We start from the raw sequence: 23635 nt of genomic DNA, 5'->3' as shown, positions 1-23635 counted from the left end.
GCGGTCGGGCAGGAAAAGCTCAGTACTTGCGCACGAGACCGACCAGCTTGCCCTGTACGCGGACGCGGTCGGCACCGAAGATGCGGGTCTCATAGGCGGCGTTGGCGGGTTCCAGGGCGATGGTGTTGCCCTTGCGGCGCAGGCGCTTCAGTGTCACTTCGCCCTCGTCCACCAAAGCGACGACAATCGTGCCGTTCTCCGCCGCATCGCAGCGCTGGATGACGATGGTGTCGTGATCGAGGATGCCGGCCTCGATCATCGAGTCGCCGGAAACCTCCAGGGCGTAATGGTCGCCACCGGTCAGCATGGAAGCGGGGACGTCGACGAAGGCGCTGTTGTCGCGCAGAGCCTCGATGGGCGTTCCGGCGGCGATCCGGCCATAGAGCGGGAGCTGGACCGTCTCGTTCGCGGCGGCCGGGGTCGGGGCGGGTGGAGCGGTATCGCGGCCGGCGAAGGCGAAATCGCCCTTGATGACGTTGGGCTGGAACTTCGGCTTGGCAGCCGCGGTCCGGTTGCGGGAGGCGTCGAGACCCTCGGGAAGGCGCAGAACCTCCAGCGCACGGGCCCGGTGGGGCAGGCGGCGGATGAACCCGCGCTCCTCGAGCCCGGTGATCAGGCGATGGATACCCGACTTGGACTTCAGGCCCAGGGCGTCCTTCATCTCGTCGAACGACGGCGAGACACCGCCCTGGCCAAGCCGTTCGTGGATGAACAGCAGCAATTCGTGCTGCTTGCGCGTGAGCATGGATGCCTCCCGGCCTCGGCCAGACTGAAGATGGAACAAAAACTAAACGTTGCTCCATGTTCTAGTTTGGTTCCTGCTGCGCGTCAAGCCCCCCATCGGCTTCTTTTAGAACTTGTGTGGAACATTTGGAACGCTGTGAAACAGTTTTCCGGGTGATGTTCACCTGTTCCAGTCTTCGTCCAAGCGCCATGTCCTGGCGCTCTGTTCAAGTCTAAATGCTGAGCACCCCATCCGTCAAAGGAAGCACGGTCACCATGGCGCCGGCCGGCTCCGGGTCGGCATTGGGCGGGCGGGGGATCAGGCAATCGGCCTGGGCGTACAGGGTGGTGATGGCGCTGTCCTGCCGGGCGAAGGGCGTGACGGTCAGGACACCGTCCGGGCCGGCGGCGAGGGTGGCGCGCAGATATTCCTCGCGCCGGTCGTTGGCCCTCAGCGCGCCGGTCAGGCGGGCGCGCAGCGGCACGCGGTCGTCCTCCGGCGGCAGGCCCTGCAGCACGCGCAGGATCGGGCGGAGGAACAGGAGCGCCGTGACGCCGGTGGACACCGGGTTGCCGGGCAGGCCAAGCAGCGGCACCGACCCGGCACGGCCGAACATCAGTGCCTTGCCCGGACGCATCGCCACCGTCTGCACCTCCAGCGCCACGCCGCGTTCGGCCAGCACATCGCGCACGAGGTCGTAATCGCCATGCGCCGCCCCGCCGGTGGTGACCAGCAGGTCGCAGCCGGCGGCTCCCTTCGCCAGGGCCGCCACACTTTCCGGCGTGTCCTTGGCGACGCCAAGATTATGGGCGAGCCCGCCCTGGGCGGTCACCAGGGCGCAGAGGCCGAGCGCATTGGTGCTGACGATCTGGCTCGGACCCAGCGGGTCGCCGGGCAGGGCGATCTCATCGCCGGTGGCGAGGACGGCGATGCGCGGCCGGCGGTGGACCGACAGCCACGGCACGTTGCCGCCGGCGGCCAGCGCGATGTCGCGCGCGGTCAGGCGCCGTCCCTTCGGCAGAAGCTCCTGACCGGCCGTGAAGTCGAAGCCAGCCTCGCGGACGAAGCGGCCGGCGGCCACGGCGCGGCCGATCCGCACGGTGGCCTCGTCGACGCTGCAATCCTCCTGCATCACCACGGCGTCGGCACCATCGGGCAGGGGAGCGCCGGTGAAGATGCGCACCGCCTCACCCGCGCCGACGCTGCCGGTGAAGGCGTGGCCGGCGGCGGATTCGCCGATGCGGCGCAGCGGGACGGGGGCCTCGGCGGTCGCGGCGGCGATGTCGGCGGCACGCAGGGCCCAGCCATCCATGGCGGCGGCGTTGAAGGGCGGCTGGGTCAGCCGGGCGACCACCGGTTCGGCCAGCACACGGCCGAGAGCGTCGGGCAGGGCGACGGTCTCCGCCGGGAGGGCGGTGAAGGCCGACAGGATGCGGGCACGCGCCTCGGCGACGGAGATCATGGCGTCAGGCTCCGGTGGAGGAGGACGCGCCCCACTTGCCGCTCTTGCCGCCGGCCTTGTGCAACAGACGCACGTCGGTGACGGTCATGCCGCGGTCCACCGCCTTGCACATGTCGTAGACGGTCAATGCTGCGACGGTGACGGCGGTCAGCGCCTCCATCTCCACGCCGGTCTGGCCCTTCAGCTTGCAGGTCGCCGTCACGTCCACCGCGTTGCGGGCGGGATCGCAGGACAGGTCGACCTTGACCGAGGTCAGCATCAGCGGGTGGCACAGCGGGATCAGGTCGGGCGTGCGCTTGGCCCCCATGATGCCGGCCAGCCGGGCGACCGACAGCACGTCGCCCTTCTTCACCCCGCCCTGCATGATGAGCGCCAGGGTTTCCGGCTGCATCAGCACGGTCGCCGCGGCTGTCGCGGTGCGTTCGGTGTCCGCCTTGTCGGAGACGTCGACCATCACCGCCTTGCCCTCGGCGTCGAAATGGGTGAAGCCGGTCATCGCACGGTCTCCGTCAAAAGCTTTTCCATGAAGACGCTGACGCCATTGTCTTGGTAGCAGGCATAGGGGCCGCGGTCGGTGAATCCGGCCTTGCGGTAGAGCGCCAGCGCCTCGGGCTGATGGATGCCCGATTCGAGCAGCAGGGCGTTCAAGCCCTCCGCCTGTGCCAGTTCCTCCAGCCGGGCGAGCAGACGGTCGCCGATGCGCTGTCCACGGGCAGCGGGATCGACATACATCCGCTTGATCTCGCCGTAACCGGTCGGATCGACGCGGAGCGCCGCGCAGCCGACCGCAACGCCGTCCTTGCGGGCGACGAGGAAGCGCAGGTCCGGCGCCTCCAGTTCGCCGATGTCGAGCAGGTGGCAGGTATCCGCCGGGTAGAGATCCAGCAGATAGCGGTCGAGCGCCGCCACCAGCGCGATCACGGCATCCTGGCGCGGGCTCTCCGCAGCGATCAGCACATCGGCTCTCGCTTCTGCTCCCGTATCGGCCACCACATCGGTCATCGCATCACACCGGAGCCAGCAGGGCGCGGGTGGCGGCGGTGACGTCGGCCTGCCGCATCAGCGATTCGCCAACCAGGAAGCAGCGCGCCCCGACCTTCGCCATCCGGGCCAGATCGGCGGGGCTGTAGAGCCCGCTTTCCGCCACCAGCATGCGGTCGGCCGGCACGTTGGCGGCCAGCTCTTCCGTCGTCGCAATATCGACCGCCAAGGTCTTGAGATTGCGGTTGTTGACACCGAGCAGAGGAGTCCTCAGCAGCAGCGCGCGGTCCAGTTCGGCGCGGTCGTGCACCTCGACCAGCACGTCCAGGCCCTGGGCGATGGCGGCGTCCTCGATCTCCGCCGCCTGGGCATCGGACAGCGACGCCATGATGATCAGAATACAGTCGGCACCCAGCGCGCGGGCTTCAACGATCTGATAAGGATCGACCATGAAGTCCTTGCGCAGGACCGGCAAATCCACCGCAGCGCGGGCGGCGACCAGATACTCGTCCTTGCCCTGGAAATAAGGCTCGTCGGTCAGCACCGACAGGCAGGTCGCACCGCCCTCGCGGTAGGCACGGGCCAGCGCCGGCGGGTCGAAATCGGGACGGATCAGGCCCTTGGACGGGCTCGCCTTCTTGATCTCGGCGATCAGGCCGTAGCGGCCGGCCTCGACCGCGGCGCTCAGCGCCCGGATGAAGCCGCGCGGCGGGTTGCTCTCGTTGGCGGCCCTGGCGGCGGCCTCCACCTCCGACAAGGGACGGGCGGCCTTGCGGGAGGCCACCAGGGCGCGCTTGTCGTCGTTGATGCGGGTCAGAACGTCGCTCATCAGGCCGTTGCCTCGTTGGTGATGGCGACCAGCCGGCGCAGGCGGTCGCGGGCGCCGCCGCTGTCGATGGCGTCGGCGGCCATGGCGACACCATCCTTCAGGGTCGCGGCCTTGCCGGACACCAGCAGGGCCGCGGCGGCGTTCAGAAGCACGATGTCGCGGTAGGGGCTGCGCACCCCGTCGAACAGGGCATGGATCGCCTCGGCGTTGACCTGGGCGTCGCCGCCCTTCAACTCCTCGATCCGGGCGCGCGGCAGACCGGCATCCTCCGGCGTCACCTCGAACACCGTCACCTCGCCGTCCTTCAACTGGGCGACAGTGGTGGGGCCGGTGGTGGTGATCTCGTCCAGCCCGTCGGAGCCGTGGACGACCCAGGCGGCCTCGGAGCCCAGCCGCTTCAGCACCTGGGCCAGCGGCTCCACCCACTGCTTGGAGAAGACGCCGAGCACCTGCCGTTTGGCGGTCGCCGGGTTGGCGAGCGGGCCCAGCAGGTTGAAGACGGTGCGGGTCCCAAGCTCGACGCGGGTCGGGCCGACGTTGCGCATGGCGAGGTGGTGGCGCGGCGCCATCAGGAAGGCGATGCCGGCATCCCACAGCGCCTTGCGGACCAGCGCGAAGTCGCAGTCAAGGTTGACGCCCAGCGAGCCGAGCACGTCGGCGGCACCGGACTTCGACGAGATGGCGCGGTTGCCGTGCTTGGCGACCGGCACGCCGCAGGACGACACCACCAGCGCCGCGGCGGTGGAGATGTTGTAGGTGCCGGCGCCGTCGCCGCCGGTGCCGCAGGTGTCGATGGTGCCGGGAGGCGCTTCGACGGGGATCGCCTTGGCACGCATGACGCGGGCGGCGCCGGTGATCTCGTCCACCGTCTCACCCCGGACGCGCAACGCCATCAGGAAGCCGCCCATCTGCGACGGGGTGGCGTTGCCGGACATGATGATGTCGAAGGCGAAGCCGGCCTCGGCCTCGGTCAGGGCGGCGCCGGTGGCGACCTTGCCCAGGATGGCCTTCATGTCGGACAGATCGCCGCTCATGCCGCGGTCTCCAGCGGCGCGCTTTGCGGGCGGGGGCGGGTCAGATCCAGGAAGTTCTGCAGGATCCTGTGGCCGTGCTCGCTCTCGATGCTCTCGGGGTGGAACTGCACGCCGTGGATCGGCAACTCGCGGTGGGCCAGCGCCATGATCAGGCCGTCGGCGGTCTCGCCGGTCACCTCCAGGCAGGCGGGCAGCGTGTCGCGCTCGACGATCAGCGAGTGGTAGCGGGTGGCGCGGAACGGGCTGGGCAGGCCGGCGAGCACGCCGCGGCCCTCGTGCCGGATGTTGTCGACCTTGCCGTGCATGGGGACCGGCGCGCGGATCACCCGGCCGCCGAAGGCCTGCCCGATGGACTGGTGGCCGAGGCAGACGCCCATCAGCGGCAGGCGGGCCTTGGCGGCGGCGTCGATCAGGGGCAGGCAGATGCCGGCGCGGTCGGGATCGCAGGGGCCGGGGGACAGGACGATGCCGTCGGGACGCAGCACCATCGCTTCGTCCACCGTCAGGGCGTCGTTGCGGCGGACCTGCACGTCGGCGCCAAGCTCGCCCAGATAATGGACGAGGTTGTAGGTAAAGCTGTCGTAGTTATCGATGAGCAGCAGCATGCGCCTTCCGCCTTCCACCTTTGCCCGGTCACCTTCGCCCGGGTCGTCCGGGCCGTTCCGGCCCTGTTCCAACGATGGACACCCTAGCGGCTGAAAGGGCGGATTTCCAGCCTCCGCGCAGAACTTCGCCCTGGGGCCTCGCGTCCTCACCGGCAGTCGAGCTGCGGCGGTGTCTTCGGCTCGTCCAGGACGTCGCCGCGGATGTCGGTTTCCAGCGTCAGCGTGCAGCGGCGGGTCTGGCGCGGCAGGTCGGCGGCGAGCGTCGCCTCGGTGCCGCGATACCGGCAGAGCACGAAGAGCTTGCCGCGCTGCGCGGCGTCGAACTCCCAGAGCTGGACCAGACGGCGCGCGTGCCTGGTCTCGCTGTCGGGCGCCAGGGTGGTGCGCGAGCTGCTGGCCATCTGCTGGCTGCGGTCGCCTTCGATCAGGGTGATGCCGATGAAGCTGTGGCTGTCGCGGCCCGGATAGGGTGCCCAGCCGCCCGGCGCTTCCGGCTGGGCGGTCACGCTGACGGTCGGCGGGCATTGCGGGCCGCCGGCGGCCAGCGCAGAGGAGGTGGAGGCAGCCAGCAGCAGCGGGACGGTGACAAGGTACGGGCGCATCGGGCAATCTCCGGGGACCGGTCGGGCCGTTGGAATGACGGCGCCGCTGCGGTGGTCGTCTGTGTCGTTTGAGCAATTGCGGTCGCTGCGGCAGGGTGCCACTGTGCGCCGCCCCGGTCGCAGGATGGACATCGTCACCATGGCCCGCAAGGTGCCTTCGAAAGCCCGCAAGGTTCCGCTTCCCCCCTTTCTGTCGAATCCCTTCGTCCTGGCTCTGGCGGCGGTTGCTGCGGTGTTCGCGGTGGCGATGGGCGTGGCGACGCTGACCGGCAGCCGGTCCGGCGGCGAGCGTGCCCAGCAGGCCCCTGTTCAGCAGAGTCCGGCCCAGCAGGTCCCGCCCCAGCAGGCAGCCGTGCCGCCGTCGCCCCCCTCGCTGCCGGCGGCGAAGGCGGAGGCTCCGGCGCCTGTCCAGCATGCGGCGGACGGCCCGGAGCATGCGGTGCCGGAAAAGCCGGCCCAGGCGGAAACGCGCCCGCCCGCCACCACCGTGGCGATGCTGCCGCCGCCGGTTCCCCCGGCCCAGCCCCCGGTGCAGGCGCCCTCGGGCAATGCGGCATTGTGGCGCAGGAATGCGCTGCCGGCCGAGGTTCCGCAGGGCAGGCCGATCATCGCCATCGTCATCGACGACATGGGGCTCGACCGCAAGCGCTCGTCCCGGATGGCCGGGCTGCACGGTCCGCTGACGCTGTCCTGGTTGCCCTATGCCCGCGACCTGTCGGTCCAGTCGAAGGCGGCCCGCGCCAACGGGCATGAACTGATGCTGCACATGCCGATGGAGCCCAGCGTGAAGGCCGATCCCGGTCCGAACGCGCTGCTGGTTTCGCTGGACAAGGGCGAGATCGTGAAGCGGTTCCGCGCGGCGCTGGACAGCTTCGATGGCTATGTCGGGGTGAACAACCATATGGGCAGCCGATTCACCGCCGACCGGACGGCACTGGCGCCGGTGCTGACGGAACTGCACCGGCGCGGACTGCTGTGGCTGGACAGCCGGACGACGCCCAACAGCGCCGGAATCGGGCTGGCGCAGGAGCTGAAGATGCCCTGGGTCGGGCGCGACGTGTTCCTCGACAATGTGGAAACCGTGGCGGCGGTGAAGGCCCAACTGAGCAAGACCGAACAGGTGGCGAAGCGCCAGGGCTACGCCGTCGCCATCGGCCACCCGCACGATGCGACAATCGAGGCTCTGGCGTCCTGGTTGCCGGATGTGCAAAAGCGTGGCTTCGTTCTTGTCCCGGTCAGCGCGGTGGTGCGGACGCACCATGCCGGCGGCTGACCCGATCCAAAGGAAGCCCGTGGCGATGCCAGTAACGATGACTGATGCGTACAAGGTGGATGGGATGACCTGCAGCGGCTGCGCCCGCTCCGTTTCCAACGCGATCACCAAGGCGGCTCCCAATGCCGCGGTGACCGTCGATCTCGCAACCGGCACCGTCGTGGTCGCCGGCGGCATCCCGGCCGAACTGGTGCAGCAGGCGGTCGAGGCGGCCGGATTCGATTTCGGCGGAGCGGCGGCCTGACGAGTCGCTGTTGCGGCGCAACAAAACCGTTTTCTTGTTGTGGGTATTGCGGCATGCTCGGACCGATGCGATCCGTTCCGCGAGGGTGCGATGCCGCTCTATTCCTACCGTTGCCAGTCCTGCGGCCAGGGGTTCGAAACCCTGGTCCGCTCCGGTGAGACGCCTGCCTGCCCGTCCTGCGGCGGTGCCGACCTGACCCGCCAGCTGTCGAATGTGGCGCCAGAGGGCAAGTCCGGCGCCATCCTCCAGTCCGCCCGCCGGCAGGCCTCCAGGGAGGGGCATTTCAGCAACTATTCGCGGTCGGAACGGCCGAAGGTCTAGGGGCGGGCAGGTCAGGCGGCGGAGCCGGACGGGGCGGTTGCGGCCGTCACCGTCGTGGCGACCCAAGTCTCGACACGCTCGGCAGCCGCCTGCCAGTCCTGTTCCAGCATCATCGCATGGCCCATGCCCGGCATGAACACCGGCTGGGTGCCCAGCGCCATCGCGGTGGCGACGATTTCCGCGCGCGGGAACAGCACATCCTCCTCGGCCCCCATCACCAGCACCGGCATGTCGCGCGGCGGCAGGACGGGGAAGGGGATCCAGCCACCGATGTCGAGCAGGACGCGGCGCGATTCCTCCTGCAGGAAGCTCTCGTACTTGGCCGCTTCGGCGTGCGGCATCTTGTCGGAGAACATGGCGCGGCGGATGGCGTCGGGGTCGATCGCGGTCTCGCCGAAGGTCATCAGCATCGACATCTGCTGGAACACGTAGGGCGAGCGCCAGGCCAGCCCCATGGTGGAAGTCAGCAGGCCATAGGGCGGCGCCGACGCCATCAGCACGCCGGCCGGAAAGCGGCGCTTCGCCAGCGCGCGCTGCACCACCATGCCGCCCATCGAATGACCGATCAGTACCGGAGGAGCGGACAGGCGGCCCGCCGCCTCCAGCACGTCGTCGACATAGTCGGCGATGCCGAAATCATGCAGCCGGTTGCGCCCTTCGCTGTTGCCGTGGCCGCGGAGCGAGACGGCGTGCGCCTCCCATCCCCGTTCGGCGAACCAGGGCAGGAACTTGGCGTCCCAGATCCAGGCGCCGCTGAAGGCGCCATGGACGAACAGGAGCGGCGGCATCCTGGCGGCGCCGGCGGGAGGTGTTTTGGCGGGATGGCGGCTGATGATTTCCAGGCGGGACATCGGATCGCAGGTTGTTGTTTTGCGCTGCAATAAGCATGGTGGGCGAAGTGGCGCCTGTCCAGCCACGGTCCCGGCAACCCAGCTTTGTAAGGGCCTGCTCCGTAAGGGGACCTGGCAGCGTTTGACGCCACCGGTGCGGTTTGCGACAGTCCGGACCCGCACCACAGAACCGGAGAGCGCCCGTGCCGAATCCACCGGTCCTCGATCCCGCGACGCTGACCGCCGAAACCGGCGCCACCGACTATCCGCAGTCCTTCCGGCCGCAGGTCGCCGGCCGGCACCGGGTGGTGCTGGGCGACCGGCTGGGCTTGAGCAATTTCGGCGTCAACCTGACCCGGCTGGCTCCCGGCGCCTCATCCGCCCTGCGCCACTGGCACAGCCGGCAGGACGAGTTCGTCTATGTTGTGGAGGGCGAACTGACGCTGGTGACCGACGCGGGCGAGACGAGGCTGACCCCCGGCATGTGCGCCGGCTTTCCGCAGGGCGTCGCCGATGGCCACCGGCTGATCAACCGCAGCGACCGTCCGGCCAGCTTTCTGGAGGTCGGCGACCGCAGCGGCGGCGATGAGATCGACTATTCCGACGAAGACATGGTCTGGCGCGACGGCACCTATCGTCACCGCGACGGAAGCGCCTGGGAATGATGGCCGGGAGAATGACTGCCGACGTCACTTTGGTGCTGGGCGGCGCCCGCTCGGGCAAGAGCCGCTATGCCGAGGGGCTGGTGACGGCGTCGGGCGGGCCGCGGGTCTACATCGCCACCTCGCAGGTGTGGGACGCCGAGATGGCCGAGCGGGTGGCGAAGCACCGCGACGACCGCGGTCCGGACTGGACGACCATCGAGGAGCCGCGCGACCTGACCGCAACCTTGCGCCGGCAGGCTGCCGAGGGCACCGGCGTCCTGGTCGATTGCCTGACGCTGTGGCTGACCAACCTGATGATGGCCGAGACCGACATCGCGGCGGAAACCGCGGCGCTGGTGGAGCTACTGCCGACGCTGCCCGGCCGCGTGGTGCTCGTTTCCAATGAGGTCGGGCTCGGCATCGTGCCCGACAATGCGCTGGCGCGCCGCTTCCGCGACCATGCCGGCCGCTTGCACCAATCCATCGCGGCGGTGGCGCCGCGCGTCGTGCTGACCGTCGCCGGTCTGCCGATGTTTGTGAAGGGAACTCCCGAATGACCGACGACAACACGGCCGATACAGACGAGCTGAACCGCCGCCACGCCGAGAAGATGAAACGGCGCAAGGCGTTGCAGGAGCGTGCGCTCGCCTCCAAGACGGTGGAGAAGGGCCTGCTGATGGTCCACACCGGCAAGGGCAAGGGCAAGTCCACCGCCGCTTTCGGCCTAATGATGCGCGCCGTCGGCCACGGCATGCGCGTCGGCATGGTGCAGTTCGTCAAGGGCGCCTGGTCCACCGGCGAGACGGTGGCGCTGGAGCGCTTCGAGGATCTGGTCGATTTCCACACGATGGGCGAGGGCTTCACCTGGGACACCCAGGACCGCGCCCGCGACATCGCCGCCGCCGAGGCCGCCTGGGCCAAGGCCAAGGAACTGATGGCCGATCCGCGCTATCGCCTGATCGTGCTGGACGAGCTGAACATCGTGCTGCGCATGGATTATCTGCCGCTGGACGAGGTGCTGGCGACGCTGGCCGCCCGCCGGCCGGACCTGCATGTCTGCATCACCGGCCGCAACGCCAAGCCGGAACTGATCGCCGCCGCCGACCTCGTCACCGAGATGACGCTGGTCAAGCACCCGTTCGAGGCCGGGGTGAAGGCCCAGGCCGGCATCGAGTTCTGAAGCCATGCGCTCACGGGCGATCATGTTGCAGGGCACCGGCTCGGATGTCGGCAAGTCGCTGCTGGTGGCCGGGCTGTGCCGGGCGCTGGTGCGGCGCGGGCTGAGCGTCCGGCCGTTCAAGCCGCAGAACATGTCCAACAACGCCGCGGTCACGGCGGACGGCGGCGAGATCGGCCGTGCCCAGGCATTGCAGGCGCGGGCCTGCGGCGTGGCGCCCAGCGTCCATATGAACCCGGTGCTGCTGAAACCGCAGTCGGATGTCGGCAGCCAGGTGGTGGTGCGCGGCGTGGTGGTCGGCACCGCGCGCGCCGCCGACTATCAGGCGCGCAAGCGCGACCTGCTGGGCACCGTTCTGGACAGTTTCGAGCGGCTGCGGGGCGAGGCCGACATCGTGGTGGTCGAGGGGGCCGGCAGCCCGGCGGAGGTCAATCTGCGGGCCGGCGACATCGCCAACATGGGCTTCGCCACCGCGGCCGACGTGCCGGTTCTGCTGGTCGGCGACATCGACCGCGGCGGCGTGATCGCCAGTCTGGTCGGCACCCACGCACTTCTACCGAAATCTGAGCAGGAGCGGATTAAGGGCTTTCTCATCAACAAGTTCCGCGGCGATGTTCGCCTGTTCGATGAAGGGCTGCGGATCATCGAGAGCCACACCGGCTGGCGCGGATTCGGCGTGGTGCCCTGGCTGCGCGAGGCGGCGATTCTGCCGGCCGAGGATGCGGTGGCGCTCGACCGGCCGCGGGAGGCCGGCGACGGGGCGCTGCGCATCGCCGTGCCGATGCTGTCGCGGATCGCCAACTTCGACGATTTCGATCCGCTGGCGCAGGAGCCGGGCGTCGCCCTGACCATGGTGCGTCCGGGTCAGCCGCTGCCGGGCGACTGCGATCTGGTGATCCTGCCCGGCACCAAGGCGACCATCGCCGACCTCTCCTTCCTGCGGGCACAGGGCTGGGACATCGACCTGATGGCCCATTGGCGGCGCGGCGGCCGGGTGCTGGGCATCTGCGGCGGCTACCAGATGCTGGGCCGGCGCATTGCCGATCCCGACGGCATCGAAGGCCCGCCCGGCGAGGCGGCCGGGCTGGGGCTGCTGGATGTCGAAACAGTGCTGAAGGGGCCCAAGGTGCTGGAGGAGGCCCGCGGCACGGAGCGGCGCACCGGCGCTGCGGTGGCGGGCTACGAGATGCATATGGGCCGCACCGAGGGGGCCGACAGGGCGCGGCCGATGCTGGAGCTTGCCGGCGGTGGAACCGATGGGGCGGAGTCGGCGGATGGACGGGTGGCGGGATGCTACCTGCACGGCCTGTTCACCACCGACGGCTTCCGCTCGGCCTATCTGCGCCGGCTGGGAGGTACCGGGTCGGATCTCGGCTATGGTGTGGCGGTCGAGCGGGCGCTCGATGCGGTCGCGGACCGGCTGGAGAGCGTCGTGGATGTGGAAGGGTTGTTGGCGGTGGCGCAGGGGTGAGGGAGGGGGCGGTGCCCCCTCAAACCGCCTCCTGCTCCATCGATAACGCGCGCGGCAGCTTGAAGACGATGTTCTCGGTCGCGGTGCGCAGCTCCTCCACCGTCACGTCGAAGCGGCTGCGGGCGGCCTCGATGACCTCCTCCACCAGCACTTCCGGGGCGGACGCGCCGGCGGTGATGCCGAGGCGGGCGACGCCAGCCAGGGCGCTCCAGTCGATGTCGGCGGCGCGCTGGACCAGCTGGGCAGCCGGGCAGCCATGGGTCTTCGCCACCTCCACCAGACGCTTGGAGTTGGAGGAGTTCGGCGCCCCCAGCACCAGCAGCGCCTCCACCTTCGGCGCGATGGCCTTCACCGCCGCCTGACGGTTGGTGGTGGCGTAGCAGATGTCCTCCTTCTTCGGCCCGGCGATGGCGGGGAAACGGGCCTGGAGGGCGGCCAGGATCTCCGTCGTCTCGTCGACCGACAGGGTGGTCTGGGTGGCGTAGGCGAGGTTTTCCGGGTCGCTCACCTCCAGCGTCGCGACATCGGCCACCGTCTCCACCAGCACCACGGCGCCTGCGGGCAGCTGGCCCATGGTGCCGATGACCTCGGGATGGCCGGCATGGCCGATCAGGACGATCTGCCTGCCGTCCTCGTGATGGCGTTCGGCCTCGCGGTGGACCTTGCTGACCAGCGGACAGGTGGCGTCGAGATAGAACAGCCCGCGCGCCTCGGCCGCCTGCGGCACCGATTTCGGCACGCCATGGGCGGAGAAGACCACCGGGCGGCCGTCCGGCACCTCGGTCAGTTCATCGACGAAGATGGCGCCCTTGGCTTCCAGGCTTTCGACCACGAAGCGGTTGTGGACGATCTCGTGCCGCACATAGACCGGCGCCCCGAAGCGCTCCAGCGCCGTCTCGACGATCTGGATCGCCCGGTCCACCCCGGCGCAGAAACCGCGCGGTGCCGCCAGCAGGATGGTCAGGGGCTGGCGGGTTGGGGAATTGGTCGTGGTCATATGCGCTGTACCGCCCTTGCGTGGAGAAGGTCGCCCTTAGGTAATCCTGTGCTGAACGGTCACAAGGGATAGAACCGCCGCGCGGTCTTGTGCCGGTCAAGCTGGGACACTAAAGTCGCGATCCAACAGCCCGTTAACCGATCAGGCCGAACCGATGGACCGCCGCGACCGTAATATAGGAACCCCCGCCCGGAAAAGCCCGCTGGCGTCCCTCTTTGGGATGGGCCGCCCTGCGTTGCTCGCGGCCGGGGCCGTTCTGGTGCTTTCCGGCTGCTCCGGCATGGGGCTGGGGCCGACCAGCCCGTCGGAAGCGGCGCTGGCCTGCCCGAAGGTCAACATCGTCCGCGACCTGCAGGAAGTGACGGTGTTCCGTCCCGGCGGCAAGGATCTGACCGATCTGGAGTCGCGCGCCGCCCTGACCGATTTCACCGGCAGCTGCGACTATACCAGCAGCGGCGTTACGGTGAATGTGAACGTCTATCTGGTGGCGGAACGCGGTCCGGCGCTTCAGGGCAGCACGGCCAAGTACCAGTATTTCGTCGCGCTGGCCCAGCCGGACGACACGCTGGTGTCGAAGGCCTATTTCGACACCGACGTGACCTTCGTCCCCGGCCAGCCGCGCGCCGGCACCCGCGAGGAACTGACGCCGAAGATCCCGCTGCCCAAGGACGCCAACGCCAAGGACTGGAAGATCTATCTCGGCTTCCAGCTGACTCCGGAGCAGCTGAACTTCAACCGGACGCAAGTTAAGAAGTAAGCGCTTCTGTCCATCGGTGCCGCCGCCTTCTCTTTTCGACCGTCGCCCCCGCCTTCGCGGGGATGACGGCCGATGAGTGGATGGGCTTGGCGCCCAATCCCTCCAATTGACAAACCTGTCCATTCGCGACAGTGTGCCGCCATCACGCCGATGATCCCTCGCGGGAGAGATCGCTTGTGAGCCTGTCGTAAATCGACAGGTCCGCAGGCGGCGCCGAAGGAGCAACCGCCCCCGGAAACTCTCAGGCAAAAGGACCGCAAGGGGATAAGGCAACTCTGGAAAGCAGCCTCGGCGCCCAGTCGCCGCGACTCACCGAAGGAGTAAACCGGGTGCCCGGCTCGACCGGACGGCGGTGAATCTCTCAGGTCCAAGACAGAGGGGGCAGCGTCCTGCACCGATCCCGGTGCGGGTGCCGTAACCCTGTCGGAGGACCAGCGTGACCGAGGCCGCAACCGCTCTCAAGACCACCCCGCTGCACGCGCTCCATGTCGAGCTTGGCGCCCGCATGGTCCCCTTCGCCGGCTATGACATGCCGGTGCAGTATCCCCTGGGGATCCTCAAGGAACACCAGCACACCCGCGAGAAGGCCGGGCTGTTCGACGTGTCCCACATGGGGCAGGTCCGCCTGACCGGCGCCGATCCGGCCGCGGCATTGGAAACGCTGGTTCCCGGCGACATCAAGGGCTTGGCGCAGGGCCGCATGCGCTACACGCTGTTCCTGAACGAGCAGGGCGGCATCCTCGACGACCTGATGGTGACCAATGCCGGCGACCATCTGTTCCTGGTGGTGAATGCCGCCTGCAAGGAGCAGGACGTCGCCCACCTGCGCGAGAAGCTGGCCGGCAAGGCCGAGGTGGAGCTGCTGGGCGATCTGGCGCTGATGGCGCTCCAGGGCCCGATGGCGGCCGCGGTGATGGCACGCTTCGTGCCCGAAGCCGCCACCATGAAGTTCATGAGCTACCTGTCCGCCACCTTCAAGGGCGTGCCGGTGATCCTGACCCGCTCCGGCTACACCGGCGAGGACGGCTACGAGATCTCCTGCGACAAGGCCGATGCGGAGATGATCGCCCGCGCCCTGCTGGGCGAATCGGAGGTCGAGGCCATCGGTCTGGGCGCCCGCGACTCGCTGCGTCTGGAGGCCGGGCTCTGCCTGTACGGCCACGACATCGACACCACCACGACGCCGGTGGACGGTGCGCTGGAATGGACCCTGCCGAAGCGCCGCCGCGCCGAGGGCGGTTTCCCCGGCTATGACATCATCCACCGGCAGCTGACCGAGGGCGCCGCGCGCCGCCGCGTCGGCATCCAGCCGGAAGGCCGCCAGCCGGCCCGCGAGCACACTGAAATCCAGGACGCCAACGGCACCGTCATCGGCGAGATCACCAGCGGCGGCTTCGGCCCGACCGCAGGCGCGCCGGTCGCCATGGGCTATGTCGACATCGCGAACTCGGCGGTCGGCACGCCGCTGACGCTGGTGGTGCGTGGCAAGCCGCTGCCCGCCCGTGTCGCTGCCACGCCCTTCGTGCCGCAACGCTATTACCGGGGCTGATGCCCCGGCTTCCCCAATCACAAGCAACCGTTTCGAACAGGGAAATCTTCAGATGACCAAGAAATTCACCAAGGACCACGAGTGGGTTCAGGTCGATGGCGATGTCGCCACCGTCGGTGTCACCGACTTCGCCCAGAGCCAGTTGGGCGACGTGGTGTTCGTCGAGCTGCCCGACGCCGGCCGCGTGCTGGAGAAGGGCAAGGAAGCCGCCGTCGTCGAATCGGTGAAGGCCGCCAGCGACGTCTACGCCCCGGTCTCCGGCACCGTGGTGGAGGCCAACCAGGCCCTGGTGGACGACCCGTCGATGGTCAACAGCGCCGCCGAGACCGATGGCTGGTTCTTCAAGCTTCAGCTCAAGGACGCCTCCGAACTGGATGGCCTGATGGACGAAGCGGCCTACAAGGCCTTCGTGGAGGAATCCCACTAACATGCGCTATCTGCCCCTGACCGAGGCCGACCGGCAGTCGATGCTGGAGGCCATCCGCGCAACATCGGTCGAAGACCTGTTCCGCGACGTTCCAAAGGCGGCCCGTCTGGCCGGCCCGATCGGGGGCTTGCCCAACCATATGGGCGAGCTTGAGGTCGAACGGCTGCTCGGCTCCATGGCCGCCAAGAATGTGCCGGCGGGGTCGGTGCCGAGCTTCCTCGGCGCCGGCGCCTACCGTCACCATGTGCCGGCCACCGTCGACCATCTGGTTCAGCGCGGCGAGTTCCTGACCGCCTACACGCCGTACCAGCCGGAGGTGAGCCAGGGCACGCTTCAGGTCCTGTTCGAATTCCAGACCCAGGTCGCGCTGCTGACCGGCATGGATGTGGCCAACGCCTCGATGTATGATGGCGCCACTTCCTGCGCCGAGGCCGTCATGATGGCCAACCGTGTCACCCGTCGGAAGAAGGCGATCCTGTCCGGCGGCCTGCACCCGCATTACCGCGACGTGACCACCACCGACGCCCGCTTCATCGGTTTCGAGGCGGTGGCCCTGCCGGCCGCCCCGACCGGCGGCGAGGATCTGCTGGCGCTGGTCGACGACAAGACTGCTTGCGTCGTCGTGCAGAACCCGGACGTGTTCGGCCATGTCCGCAATTACACCGATCTGGCCGCCGCCTGCCAGGCCAAGGGCGCGCTGCTGATCGTCGTGGTGACGGAGGCTCTATCGCTGGGGCTGCTGACGCCGCCGGGCGATATGGGTGCCGACATCGTCGCTGCCGAGGGTCAGTCCTTCGGCAACGCCCTGAACTTCGGCGGCCCCTATGTCGGGCTGTTCGCGGTGAAGGATAAGTATGTCCGCCAGATGCCGGGCCGCCTGTGCGGCGAGACAGTGGATGCCGACGGACGCCGCGGCTTCGTGCTGACGCTCTCCACCCGCGAGCAGCACATCCGCCGCGAGAAGGCGACCTCGAACATCTGCACCAACTCCGGCCTGTGCGCGCTGGCCTTCTCGATCCATGTCAGCCTGCTGGGCGAGGCGGGGATCACGCAGCTCGCCCAACTGAACCATGCCAAGGCGGTCCAGATGGCCGACAAGCTGGCAACGGTTCCGGGTGTCGAGGTGCTGAACGACGGCTTCTTCAACGAATTCACCGTCAAGCTGCCGAAGCCGGCCGCCGCGGTGGTCGAGGAGCTTGCCAAGCGCCGCATCCTGGGCGGCGTGCCGGTGTCGCGCCTCTATCCGGGCGAGATGGAAGACCTGCTGCTGGTCGCCGTCACCGAGACCAACACCGACGCCGACATGGACGCCTTCGCTGCCGCTCTGAGTGAGGTTCTGGCATGAGCATGAACAACCAGGGCCGTCCGTCGGCCATTCCGGCCGGTGCCGCCTCGTTCGACGGCGTGACCGGCACCGTCACCGGCAACCGTGGTCTCCAGATCGAAGAGCCGCTGATCTTCGAACAGGACAGCGCCGGCCGCACCGGCGTCGATCTGCCCGAATTGCCGAAGGTGGCTTCGCGCCTCGGTGCGGTGAAGCCGCGCGCCAAGGTCGGGCTGCCCGGCCTCGCCGAGCCGCAGGTGGTCCGCCACTACACCCGCCTGTCGCAGAAGAACTATGCCATCGACAGCGGGTTTTATCCGCTGGGCTCCTGCACGATGAAGCACAACCCGCGCCTGAACGAGAAGATGGCGCGGCTGCCGGGCTTCTCCGACGTGCATCCGATGCAGCCGGTCAGCACGGTGCAGGGTGCCTTGGAGCTGATGGACCAGCTGGCCTATTGGCTGAAGACTCTGACCGGCATGGCCGCCGTGACGCTGGCGCCCGCCGCCGGTGCCCATGGCGAGATGTGCGGCATCATGGCGATCCGCTCCGCGCATGAGGCGAAGGGCGACAGCGGCCGCACCAAGATCCTGGTGCCGGAAAGCGCCCACGGCACCAACCCGGCGACCGCCGCGGCCTGTGGCTACAGCGTCGACGCCATACCGGCGACCGCCGACGGCCGCGTCGATCTGGATGCGCTGAAGGCCAAGCTCGGTCCCGATGTGGCCGGGTTGATGCTGACCAACCCCAACACCTGCGGCCTGTTCGAACGCGACATCATCGCCATCGCCGAGGCGGTGCATGCGGCCGGCGCCTATTTCTACTGCGACGGCGCCAACTTCAACGCCATCGTCGGGCGGGTGCGCCCGGCCGACCTCGGCATCGACGTCATGCACATCAACCTGCACAAGACCTTCTCCACCCCGCATGGCGGCGGCGGTCCGGGGTCGGGGCCGGTGGTGTTCGCGGAGTCGCTGGCGCCCTACATCCCGGTGCCCTACGTCACCCACGGCAAGGACGGCTTCGCGCTGGTCGAGAACGCCGGCGAAGGTCCGGCCTTCGGCCGCATGAAGGCCTTCCACGGCCAGATGGGCATGTTCGTCCGCGCCCTGTCCTACATGCTGAGCCACGGCGCGGACGGGCTGTGGCAGGCGTCGGGCGATGCGGTGCTGAACGCCAACTACGTCATGGCGCGGCTGGAAGACGTGATGACGGCCTCCTTCGAGGGGCCGTGCATGCACGAGTGTCTGTTCGACGACCGCTTCCTGAAGGGGACGGGGGTCACCACGCTCGACATGGCGAAGGCGCTGATCGACGAGGGCTTCCACCCGATGACCATGTATTTCCCGCTGGTCGTCCACGGTGCCCTGCTGATCGAGCCGACCGAGACGGAGAGCAAGGCCAGCCTCGACCAGTTCGTCGATGCGCTGCGTGCGCTGGCCGAGCGGGCGAAGTCGGGTGACGTTGCCTATTTCCAGGCCGCACCGCGCCTGACGCCGCGCCGTCGCCTGGACGAGACGGCCGCCGCCCGCAAGCCGGTGCTGCGCTGGACCCCGCCGGTACCGGCGGAGGCCCTGGCGGCGGAGTAAGGACGGACATGACGCTCCCCCTCCCTGCACGGGAGGGGGAGCTTCTGTCTGTTACTTGTCGGACTTGTCGACGTACCTGTCGGCCTTCTTCTGATCCTCGGCGGCCTCGCGGGCCATTTCCTCGCCGATCTTCGGATCGATGCTCTTGGCTTCCTCGATCAGGTCACGCGCCTTGCGGGGATCGCCGCCGGCGGCCTTGTCCAGAGCCTGCTCGGCCAGATCGTGGGCCTTCTTGTGTTCGGGGCTGTCTTCGTGACGGGTGGCCATGGGGCGTTCTCCTTTGGCTTGAGCATTGAGGAACCGGTCGTTGTCCAACAGGAGCCGCCAGTGAGGGTTCCGCTCCCCGCACTGCACAAAAAATTTTTGGAAGCGGCGGAATAGGGAAGTGGGTTTGCCCGTTTGTGCGGATGTCCGGTGGCGAACGGCCACCCAGCAACAGGGCACGCGAACTCCCCATGAGCAACCCGAAGAACTCGATCCGGCGCGCAGCCATCGCCGCCGCACTGCTGGCCGTGACCGCCGGCCACGCGTCCTTCTGGTCCTGGCGCAATACGCCGACGCCTGTGGAGGCGGAGCCGGGCCGTATCGAATCCGTGTCCTACTCGCCGTCGGGCCGCAGCTACGACCCCAACCACCAGCCGGTGGTGCCGCGCAAGGACATCGAGAAGGACATGACCGCCATCGCCGGCTTCGCCGATGGCGTCCGGACCTACTCGACGCTCGGCTCGCAGGGCGAGGTGCCGGAGATCGCGGTGTCCAAGGGGCTGGACGTCACGCTCGGCATCTGGCTGAGCAAGGACAAGTCCCGCAACGAGCGGGAGGTGCTGCACGGCATCGCGCTCGCCAAGGAATTCCGCGGCATCAAGCGCATCGTCGTCGGCAACGAGACGCTGCTGCGCGCCGAACTGACCGATGCCGAGCTGGCCTCCTACATCAAGCGCGTGCGCGCCGCCGTCCCCGCCAACATCAAGGTCGGCACCGCCGACGTGTGGTCGGAGATGGTCAAGGCCGACGCCACGGTGAAGGCGTCCGACTTCATGGGCGTCCACGTCCTGCCCTACTGGGAAGGCGTGCCGGTGTCCGATGCGCTGACCTGGATCCGCGACCGGCTCGACACCGTGCGCAAGGCCCATCCGGGCAAGGCGCTGTTCGTCGGCGAGGTCGGCTGGCCGTCGGGCGGTGAGAACTTCCACGACGCCTACCCGACGCCGGAGGCCCAGGCCGCCGTCGTCCGTGGGTTCGCGGCGGAAGCCAACGCGCTTGGCCTGCATTACAACGTCGTCGAGGCCTTCGACGGTATCTGGAAGTCGACCATCGAAGGCTCGCCCGGCCCGACCTGGGGTGTGCTGGATGCCGACCGCCAGCCGAAATGGTCGATGACCGGCGCCGTCGCCGCCCCCTATGGCGAGCGTGTCGGCGCGGGCGTGGCGCTCGCCGTCGGCCTCGCCCTGTCGGCCTTCGCCGTGTTCCGGCGCCGGACCAATGCCGGCTTCGCGCTCGCCGCCTCGCTGGGCGCCAACATCATCGGCTTCGCCATCGGCTCGGCCGTCGCCGGCGCCTTCTCCGAGTATCTGACCTTCGGTGCGGTCACCACCTGGGGCTCGGCCTTCGCTCTCGGCACCCTGATGATGAGCGTCGCCTTCGCCGATCTAGTGGACGTCGCCCGCCGGCTGCTGACCGGCCGCGCCCCGGCCCTGCTGCCGCATGGCGTGCCCAGCACCGAGCACAAGCCGATGGTCTCGATCCACGTCGCCGCCTGCCGCGAGCAGCCGGATGTGCTGAACGCCACGTTGGCCTCGCTGTCGCGGCTCGACTACCCGAACTACGAGGTCGTCGTCCTGATCAACAACACCGAGGAGGAGCATCTGGTCCGCCCGGTGGAGGAGATGTGCCAGGCGCTGGGGCCGAAGTTCAAGTTCCACTGGTACAAGAAGATCTCCGGCTTCAAGGCCGGCGCCCTGAACGCCGCGCTGCGCCACACCGATCCGGCCGCCGAGATCGTCGCCGTGCTGGACGCCGACTATACCGTGTCGCCCGACTGGCTGTCGAAGCTGGCCCCGACCTTCGCCGATCCCTCGGTCGGCATCGTCCAGGCTCCGCAGGAACACCGCGACGGCCACGAGACGGCGCTGAAGTCGGCGATGACCGCCGAGTACCGTCCCTTCTTCGACGTCGGCATGCAGGAGGGTGTGTCGTCCCAGGCCTTCATCTGCCACGGCACGATGATCATGCTGCGCCGCTCGGCGATGGATCGGGTCGGCGGCTGGTCGGAAGCCGGCATCTGCGAGGACACCGAACTGGGCCTGCGCATCCTGTCGGCCGGGTACCGCGCCGCCTACACCGACGAGCGCCTCGGCGCCGGTCTGGCCCCGGACAACTTCATGCAGTTCCGCAAGCAGCGCGACCGCTGGGTGTTCGGCTCGACGCAGATCGTCCGCGCCCACTGGAAGAAGTTCCTGCCGGGTGCGGCCGCGCTGAGCGCGCGGCAGAAGCTGGGCTACGTCACCAACTGGATCCGCTGGTGGTCCGACGCCGTCGGCCTGTTCGCAGCATCCGCCGCCGTGGTCTGGACCTTCGCCTCGCTGGTTTTACCGCTCCACCTGCCGCCGGTGGCCGCCACCGCCGCCGTGCTGGGTGCCCTGGTCCTGCGTGCCGGTTCCAGCCTGCTGGCCTCGCGCTATGCCTCGGGCAACAGCTGGAAGGAAAGCCTGGGTGCCTGCGCCGTCGGCATGGCGCTGTCCACCACCGTCGCCCTGGCCGTCGTCCGCGGTCTGGTCCGCAAGCACGATGCCTTCCGGGTGACCGCCAAGGGTGGCAAGCGCACCGCCGGCCGCTTCTGCGCCAAGCCGGAAGCCTGGCTGTCGGCCGCCCTGGTCGCCTCGTCCGCCACCGCCGCGCTGGTCAACCCGCTGGGCACCCTGTCGCTGGAACTGTGGTCGGTGCTGCTCGCCGCGATGGCGGTGCCGAACCTGATGGCCGTCGCCTTCGGTATCGGTGACATGCTTCCGGTCCGCGAAGCCAAGCCGGCCCCGGTTCCGGCCGCCCAGCAGGGCAACACGGCCGGCCAGGAGCAGGGCACGAGCCACCCGGTCGCCGCATAAGGCTTTCCTCTTTCCCTCATGCAAAAACGGCCCCTCCCCCGCCTGACCGGCGGGGGAGGGGCCGACTTTTTTGGGGGTGTAGTCGTTTTTCCTACCAAGGTGAAACTTGTCTGCAACAGCGCTTCGTGCCTACCATCGGCGGCTCAAACCGATAAAGACGCGCGAACCAACGCGCCCAGCAACCTTCGGAGGGAGATCGTCATGCACGTCGTGAAAGCGTCCGACCAGTCCCCGCCTTCCCTGTCCGGTGACAACCGGGTTCGACTGGAATACTGGCTGGCCGCACGGGCCGGCGCATCCCGCGTCACGGTGACGGAGGATGGACGGCTTGGCGGCGGGGCGATCTCCCTGAATCTGGCGGTGACGCTGGATATCGTCGGCGGGCCGCTGGCCGGGCGCCATGCCTGCGTGCTGCGGGCCGAGGGCGGCGGGCGTATTTCAGCCAGCATAGGCAAGCTGCGGGAGTTCGTGGTGCTGCGCGCCGCTTTCGCGGCCGGGGTGATGGCGCCGGAACCGCTGTTCGGCTGCGACGATCCGGCGGTGCTGGGCCACGACTTCTACATCATGCGGCGGGCCGAAGGGCTCGGAGCCGGCCATGCGGTGACGCGATCCGAAGCGGCGCAGCCGGACCTGGCGCGCGAGCTTGGGCGGCAGCTTGGCCTGCTGCACCGGATCACGCCGGATACCGAGGGGCTGGAGCGGCTGTCCGAGGCGCCCGACTGCCCGGCACAGGAGACGCTGGCGCAGTACCGACACTGGTTCGGCGATCTAGGGCGGCGCGATCCGGTGATCGCCTGGGGGCTGCGCTGGCTGGAGGTCAACGCGCCGCAGCCGGGTGCGGTGGTGCTGTGCCATCGCGACTTCCGCACCGGCAATTATCTGGTCAAGGACGGTGCGCTGACCGCGATCCTGGATTGGGAGTTCGCCGGATTCAGCGACCCGATGGAGGATCTCGGCTGGTTCTGCTCCCGCTCCTGGCGGTTCCGCCGGCCCGACCGCGAGGCGGGCGGCATCGCCGACCGGGCGGAGTTCTATGCCGGCTATGAGGAAACCTCCGGCCGCCGCGTCGATCAGGCGCGCGTCGCCTATTGGGAGACGGCGGCCTATCTGCGCTGGGCGGCGATCGCGGTGGAGCAGGGGCTGCGCCACAGCTCCGGCGCGGAGCGCTCGCTGGAACTGGCCCTGACCGGACGGATGCTGCCGGAAATTGAGATGGACATGCTGCGCCATCTGCGCGCCATCAGCACCCTCGGTGGCATGGCGGCGGATGCCGTGGAGAGGGTGGCCTGATGCGCGCCAATCCCGACGCCCGCGGCCTGCTGGAGATCGCCGCCTCCACCTTCCGTGCCGACGTGCTTCCCCATGTGGCGCCGGAAGCGCGTTTCGCCGCGCTGATGGTCGCCAATGCGCTGGAGATTGCCGAGCGCGAGTTGAAGGGGTTGGACGCCGCCGGCCATTCGATGCTGGGGGCGCTCGCCCTGCTTTATGGCGAGGATGCCGACGATGCGCTGTCCGGCGACGACCTGCGCAAGCGGGTGGAAGCCTTGCAGCACCGCCTGTGCATCGAAATCGCCGCCGGCGATTTCGACCAGGAGGGGCAGGGCGTGCTGATGGATTCGCTGGAGGCCATCGTCGAAGCGCGGCTGGGGATCTCCAATCCGAAGGCACTGGGATAGGGGGCAACCGCCCCCGTC

The 23635-nt window shown here is 68.8% G+C and carries 26 protein-coding genes and 1 riboswitch; of the genes, 15 read left to right on the top strand and 11 right to left on the bottom strand.

Annotation, left to right across the window (positions count from 1 at the left end; genetic code table 11):
- Positions 1–19: 19 nt before the first annotated feature.
- The 8 genes from lexA to ABNQ40_RS24140 all read right to left on the bottom strand — a co-directional run bounded on the left by lexA (position 20) and on the right by ABNQ40_RS24140 (position 6237).
- A complete protein-coding gene (gene lexA, locus ABNQ40_RS24175; protein WP_109051717.1) occupies positions 20–745 on the bottom strand; it encodes a transcriptional repressor LexA in 726 nt (241 codons plus the stop codon).
- Between the two features lie 211 nt (positions 746–956).
- Positions 957–2186 (bottom strand): gephyrin-like molybdotransferase Glp, encoded by a 1230-nt coding sequence (gene glp / locus ABNQ40_RS24170; RefSeq protein WP_109051718.1) that lies wholly within the window; start codon positions 2184–2186, stop codon positions 957–959.
- A gap of 4 nt (positions 2187–2190) precedes the next feature.
- A complete protein-coding gene (gene moaC / locus ABNQ40_RS24165) occupies positions 2191–2682 on the bottom strand; it encodes a cyclic pyranopterin monophosphate synthase MoaC (protein WP_109051719.1) in 492 nt (163 codons plus the stop codon).
- A complete protein-coding gene (locus ABNQ40_RS24160; RefSeq protein ID WP_109051720.1) occupies positions 2679–3188 on the bottom strand; it encodes a GNAT family N-acetyltransferase in 510 nt (169 codons plus the stop codon). The genes moaC and ABNQ40_RS24160 overlap by 4 nt, the downstream gene beginning before the upstream one ends.
- A 4-nt stretch (positions 3189–3192) precedes the next feature.
- Complete coding sequence (trpC, locus tag ABNQ40_RS24155) at positions 3193–3996, bottom strand: indole-3-glycerol phosphate synthase TrpC (protein ID WP_109051721.1); 804 nt, start codon at positions 3994–3996, stop codon at positions 3193–3195.
- Positions 3996–5030 carry an anthranilate phosphoribosyltransferase gene (gene trpD / locus ABNQ40_RS24150; protein WP_109051722.1) on the bottom strand — a complete coding sequence of 345 codons (1035 nt, stop codon included), beginning with the start codon at positions 5028–5030 and terminating at the stop codon, positions 3996–3998. The genes trpC and trpD overlap by 1 nt, the downstream gene beginning before the upstream one ends.
- On the bottom strand, positions 5027–5635 hold the full coding sequence (locus ABNQ40_RS24145; protein WP_109051723.1) for an aminodeoxychorismate/anthranilate synthase component II: 609 nt from the start codon (positions 5633–5635) through the stop codon (positions 5027–5029). The genes trpD and ABNQ40_RS24145 overlap by 4 nt, the downstream gene beginning before the upstream one ends.
- 146 nt (positions 5636–5781) lie before the next feature.
- A complete protein-coding gene (locus tag ABNQ40_RS24140; protein WP_109051724.1) occupies positions 5782–6237 on the bottom strand; it encodes an STY0301 family protein in 456 nt (151 codons plus the stop codon).
- A gap of 124 nt (positions 6238–6361) precedes the next feature.
- Here ABNQ40_RS24140 and ABNQ40_RS24135 point away from each other — a divergent pair, with 124 nt between their 5' ends.
- The 3 genes from ABNQ40_RS24135 (at position 6362) to ABNQ40_RS24125 (ending at position 8075) form a co-directional block, all read left to right on the top strand.
- Positions 6362–7510 (top strand): divergent polysaccharide deacetylase family protein, encoded by a 1149-nt coding sequence (locus tag ABNQ40_RS24135; RefSeq protein ID WP_247880041.1) that lies wholly within the window; start codon positions 6362–6364, stop codon positions 7508–7510.
- A 37-nt stretch (positions 7511–7547) separates the two neighbouring features.
- The gene (locus tag ABNQ40_RS24130) at positions 7548–7754 is read left to right on the top strand and encodes a heavy-metal-associated domain-containing protein (RefSeq protein ID WP_109051725.1); all 207 of its coding nucleotides are present in this window, start codon (positions 7548–7550) and stop codon (positions 7752–7754) included.
- Positions 7755–7844: 90 nt separating this feature from the next.
- On the top strand, positions 7845–8075 hold the full coding sequence (locus tag ABNQ40_RS24125; RefSeq protein WP_109051726.1) for a zinc ribbon domain-containing protein: 231 nt from the start codon (positions 7845–7847) through the stop codon (positions 8073–8075).
- 11 nt (positions 8076–8086) lie between these two features.
- Here the strand turns inward: ABNQ40_RS24125 and ABNQ40_RS24120 are convergent, their stop codons facing one another.
- Entirely contained in the window at positions 8087–8926 is an 840-nt protein-coding gene (locus tag ABNQ40_RS24120; protein ID WP_109051727.1) for an alpha/beta hydrolase, read from the bottom strand.
- Between the two features lie 182 nt (positions 8927–9108).
- Here ABNQ40_RS24120 and ABNQ40_RS24115 point away from each other — a divergent pair, with 182 nt between their 5' ends.
- From ABNQ40_RS24115 to ABNQ40_RS24100, 4 genes are read left to right on the top strand one after another with little or no spacing between them, the layout of a single operon-like run.
- Positions 9109–9570, top strand: coding sequence for a cupin domain-containing protein (locus tag ABNQ40_RS24115; protein WP_109051728.1), 462 nt, complete (start codon positions 9109–9111; stop codon positions 9568–9570).
- 11 nt (positions 9571–9581) lie between these two features.
- Positions 9582–10106: a bifunctional adenosylcobinamide kinase/adenosylcobinamide-phosphate guanylyltransferase gene (gene cobU, locus ABNQ40_RS24110; RefSeq protein ID WP_109051729.1), complete on the top strand. Its 525-nt coding sequence runs from the start codon at positions 9582–9584 to the stop codon at positions 10104–10106.
- Positions 10103–10729 (top strand): cob(I)yrinic acid a,c-diamide adenosyltransferase, encoded by a 627-nt coding sequence (gene cobO / locus ABNQ40_RS24105; protein ID WP_109051730.1) that lies wholly within the window; start codon positions 10103–10105, stop codon positions 10727–10729. The genes cobU and cobO overlap by 4 nt, the downstream gene beginning before the upstream one ends.
- A 4-nt stretch (positions 10730–10733) precedes the next feature.
- On the top strand, positions 10734–12197 hold the full coding sequence (locus ABNQ40_RS24100; RefSeq protein ID WP_109051731.1) for a cobyric acid synthase: 1464 nt from the start codon (positions 10734–10736) through the stop codon (positions 12195–12197).
- 19 nt (positions 12198–12216) lie between these two features.
- Here the strand turns inward: ABNQ40_RS24100 and ispH are convergent, their stop codons facing one another.
- Complete coding sequence (gene ispH / locus ABNQ40_RS24095) at positions 12217–13194, bottom strand: 4-hydroxy-3-methylbut-2-enyl diphosphate reductase (protein WP_109051732.1); 978 nt, start codon at positions 13192–13194, stop codon at positions 12217–12219.
- Positions 13195–13429: 235 nt separating this feature from the next.
- Here ispH and ABNQ40_RS24090 point away from each other — a divergent pair, with 235 nt between their 5' ends.
- The 5 genes from ABNQ40_RS24090 (at position 13430) to gcvPB (ending at position 18840) form a co-directional block, all read left to right on the top strand.
- A complete protein-coding gene (locus ABNQ40_RS24090; RefSeq protein ID WP_247880043.1) occupies positions 13430–13951 on the top strand; it encodes a hypothetical protein in 522 nt (173 codons plus the stop codon).
- Between the two features lie 151 nt (positions 13952–14102).
- Positions 14103–14218: riboswitch (glycine riboswitch) on the top strand.
- Positions 14219–14387: 169 nt separating this feature from the next.
- Complete coding sequence (gene gcvT / locus ABNQ40_RS24085) at positions 14388–15500, top strand: glycine cleavage system aminomethyltransferase GcvT (RefSeq protein WP_109051734.1); 1113 nt, start codon at positions 14388–14390, stop codon at positions 15498–15500.
- Positions 15501–15552: 52 nt separating this feature from the next.
- Positions 15553–15927: a glycine cleavage system protein GcvH gene (gene gcvH / locus ABNQ40_RS24080; protein ID WP_109051735.1), complete on the top strand. Its 375-nt coding sequence runs from the start codon at positions 15553–15555 to the stop codon at positions 15925–15927.
- 1 nt (position 15928) lies between these two features.
- Complete coding sequence (gene gcvPA, locus ABNQ40_RS24075) at positions 15929–17272, top strand: aminomethyl-transferring glycine dehydrogenase subunit GcvPA (RefSeq protein ID WP_109051736.1); 1344 nt, start codon at positions 15929–15931, stop codon at positions 17270–17272.
- Positions 17269–18840 carry an aminomethyl-transferring glycine dehydrogenase subunit GcvPB gene (gene gcvPB / locus ABNQ40_RS24070; protein ID WP_391347511.1) on the top strand — a complete coding sequence of 524 codons (1572 nt, stop codon included), beginning with the start codon at positions 17269–17271 and terminating at the stop codon, positions 18838–18840. Before gcvPA ends, gcvPB begins: the two co-directional genes overlap by 4 nt.
- 51 nt (positions 18841–18891) lie before the next feature.
- Here the strand turns inward: gcvPB and ABNQ40_RS24065 are convergent, their stop codons facing one another.
- Positions 18892–19107, bottom strand: a complete 216-nt coding sequence (locus tag ABNQ40_RS24065; RefSeq protein WP_109051738.1) for a hypothetical protein — start codon at positions 19105–19107, stop codon at positions 18892–18894.
- Between the two features lie 188 nt (positions 19108–19295).
- Here ABNQ40_RS24065 and ABNQ40_RS24060 point away from each other — a divergent pair, with 188 nt between their 5' ends.
- The 3 genes from ABNQ40_RS24060 (at position 19296) to ABNQ40_RS24050 (ending at position 23617) form a co-directional block, all read left to right on the top strand.
- The gene (locus ABNQ40_RS24060; RefSeq protein ID WP_109051739.1) at positions 19296–21941 is read left to right on the top strand and encodes a glycosyltransferase; all 2646 of its coding nucleotides are present in this window, start codon (positions 19296–19298) and stop codon (positions 21939–21941) included.
- 201 nt (positions 21942–22142) lie between these two features.
- On the top strand, positions 22143–23231 hold the full coding sequence (locus ABNQ40_RS24055; RefSeq protein WP_109051740.1) for a phosphotransferase family protein: 1089 nt from the start codon (positions 22143–22145) through the stop codon (positions 23229–23231).
- The gene (locus tag ABNQ40_RS24050) at positions 23231–23617 is read left to right on the top strand and encodes a DUF6285 domain-containing protein (RefSeq protein ID WP_109051741.1); all 387 of its coding nucleotides are present in this window, start codon (positions 23231–23233) and stop codon (positions 23615–23617) included. Before ABNQ40_RS24055 ends, ABNQ40_RS24050 begins: the two co-directional genes overlap by 1 nt.
- The last annotated feature ends 18 nt before the right edge of the window (positions 23618–23635 follow it).

The organism is Azospirillum sp. A23 (genome assembly GCF_042938965.1).
Taxonomy (GTDB): Bacteria; Pseudomonadota; Alphaproteobacteria; order Azospirillales; family Azospirillaceae; genus Azospirillum; species Azospirillum melinis.
The sequence above is the reverse complement of the archived record's forward strand: the minus strand, read 5'-3'. Positions and strand labels throughout refer to the sequence as shown.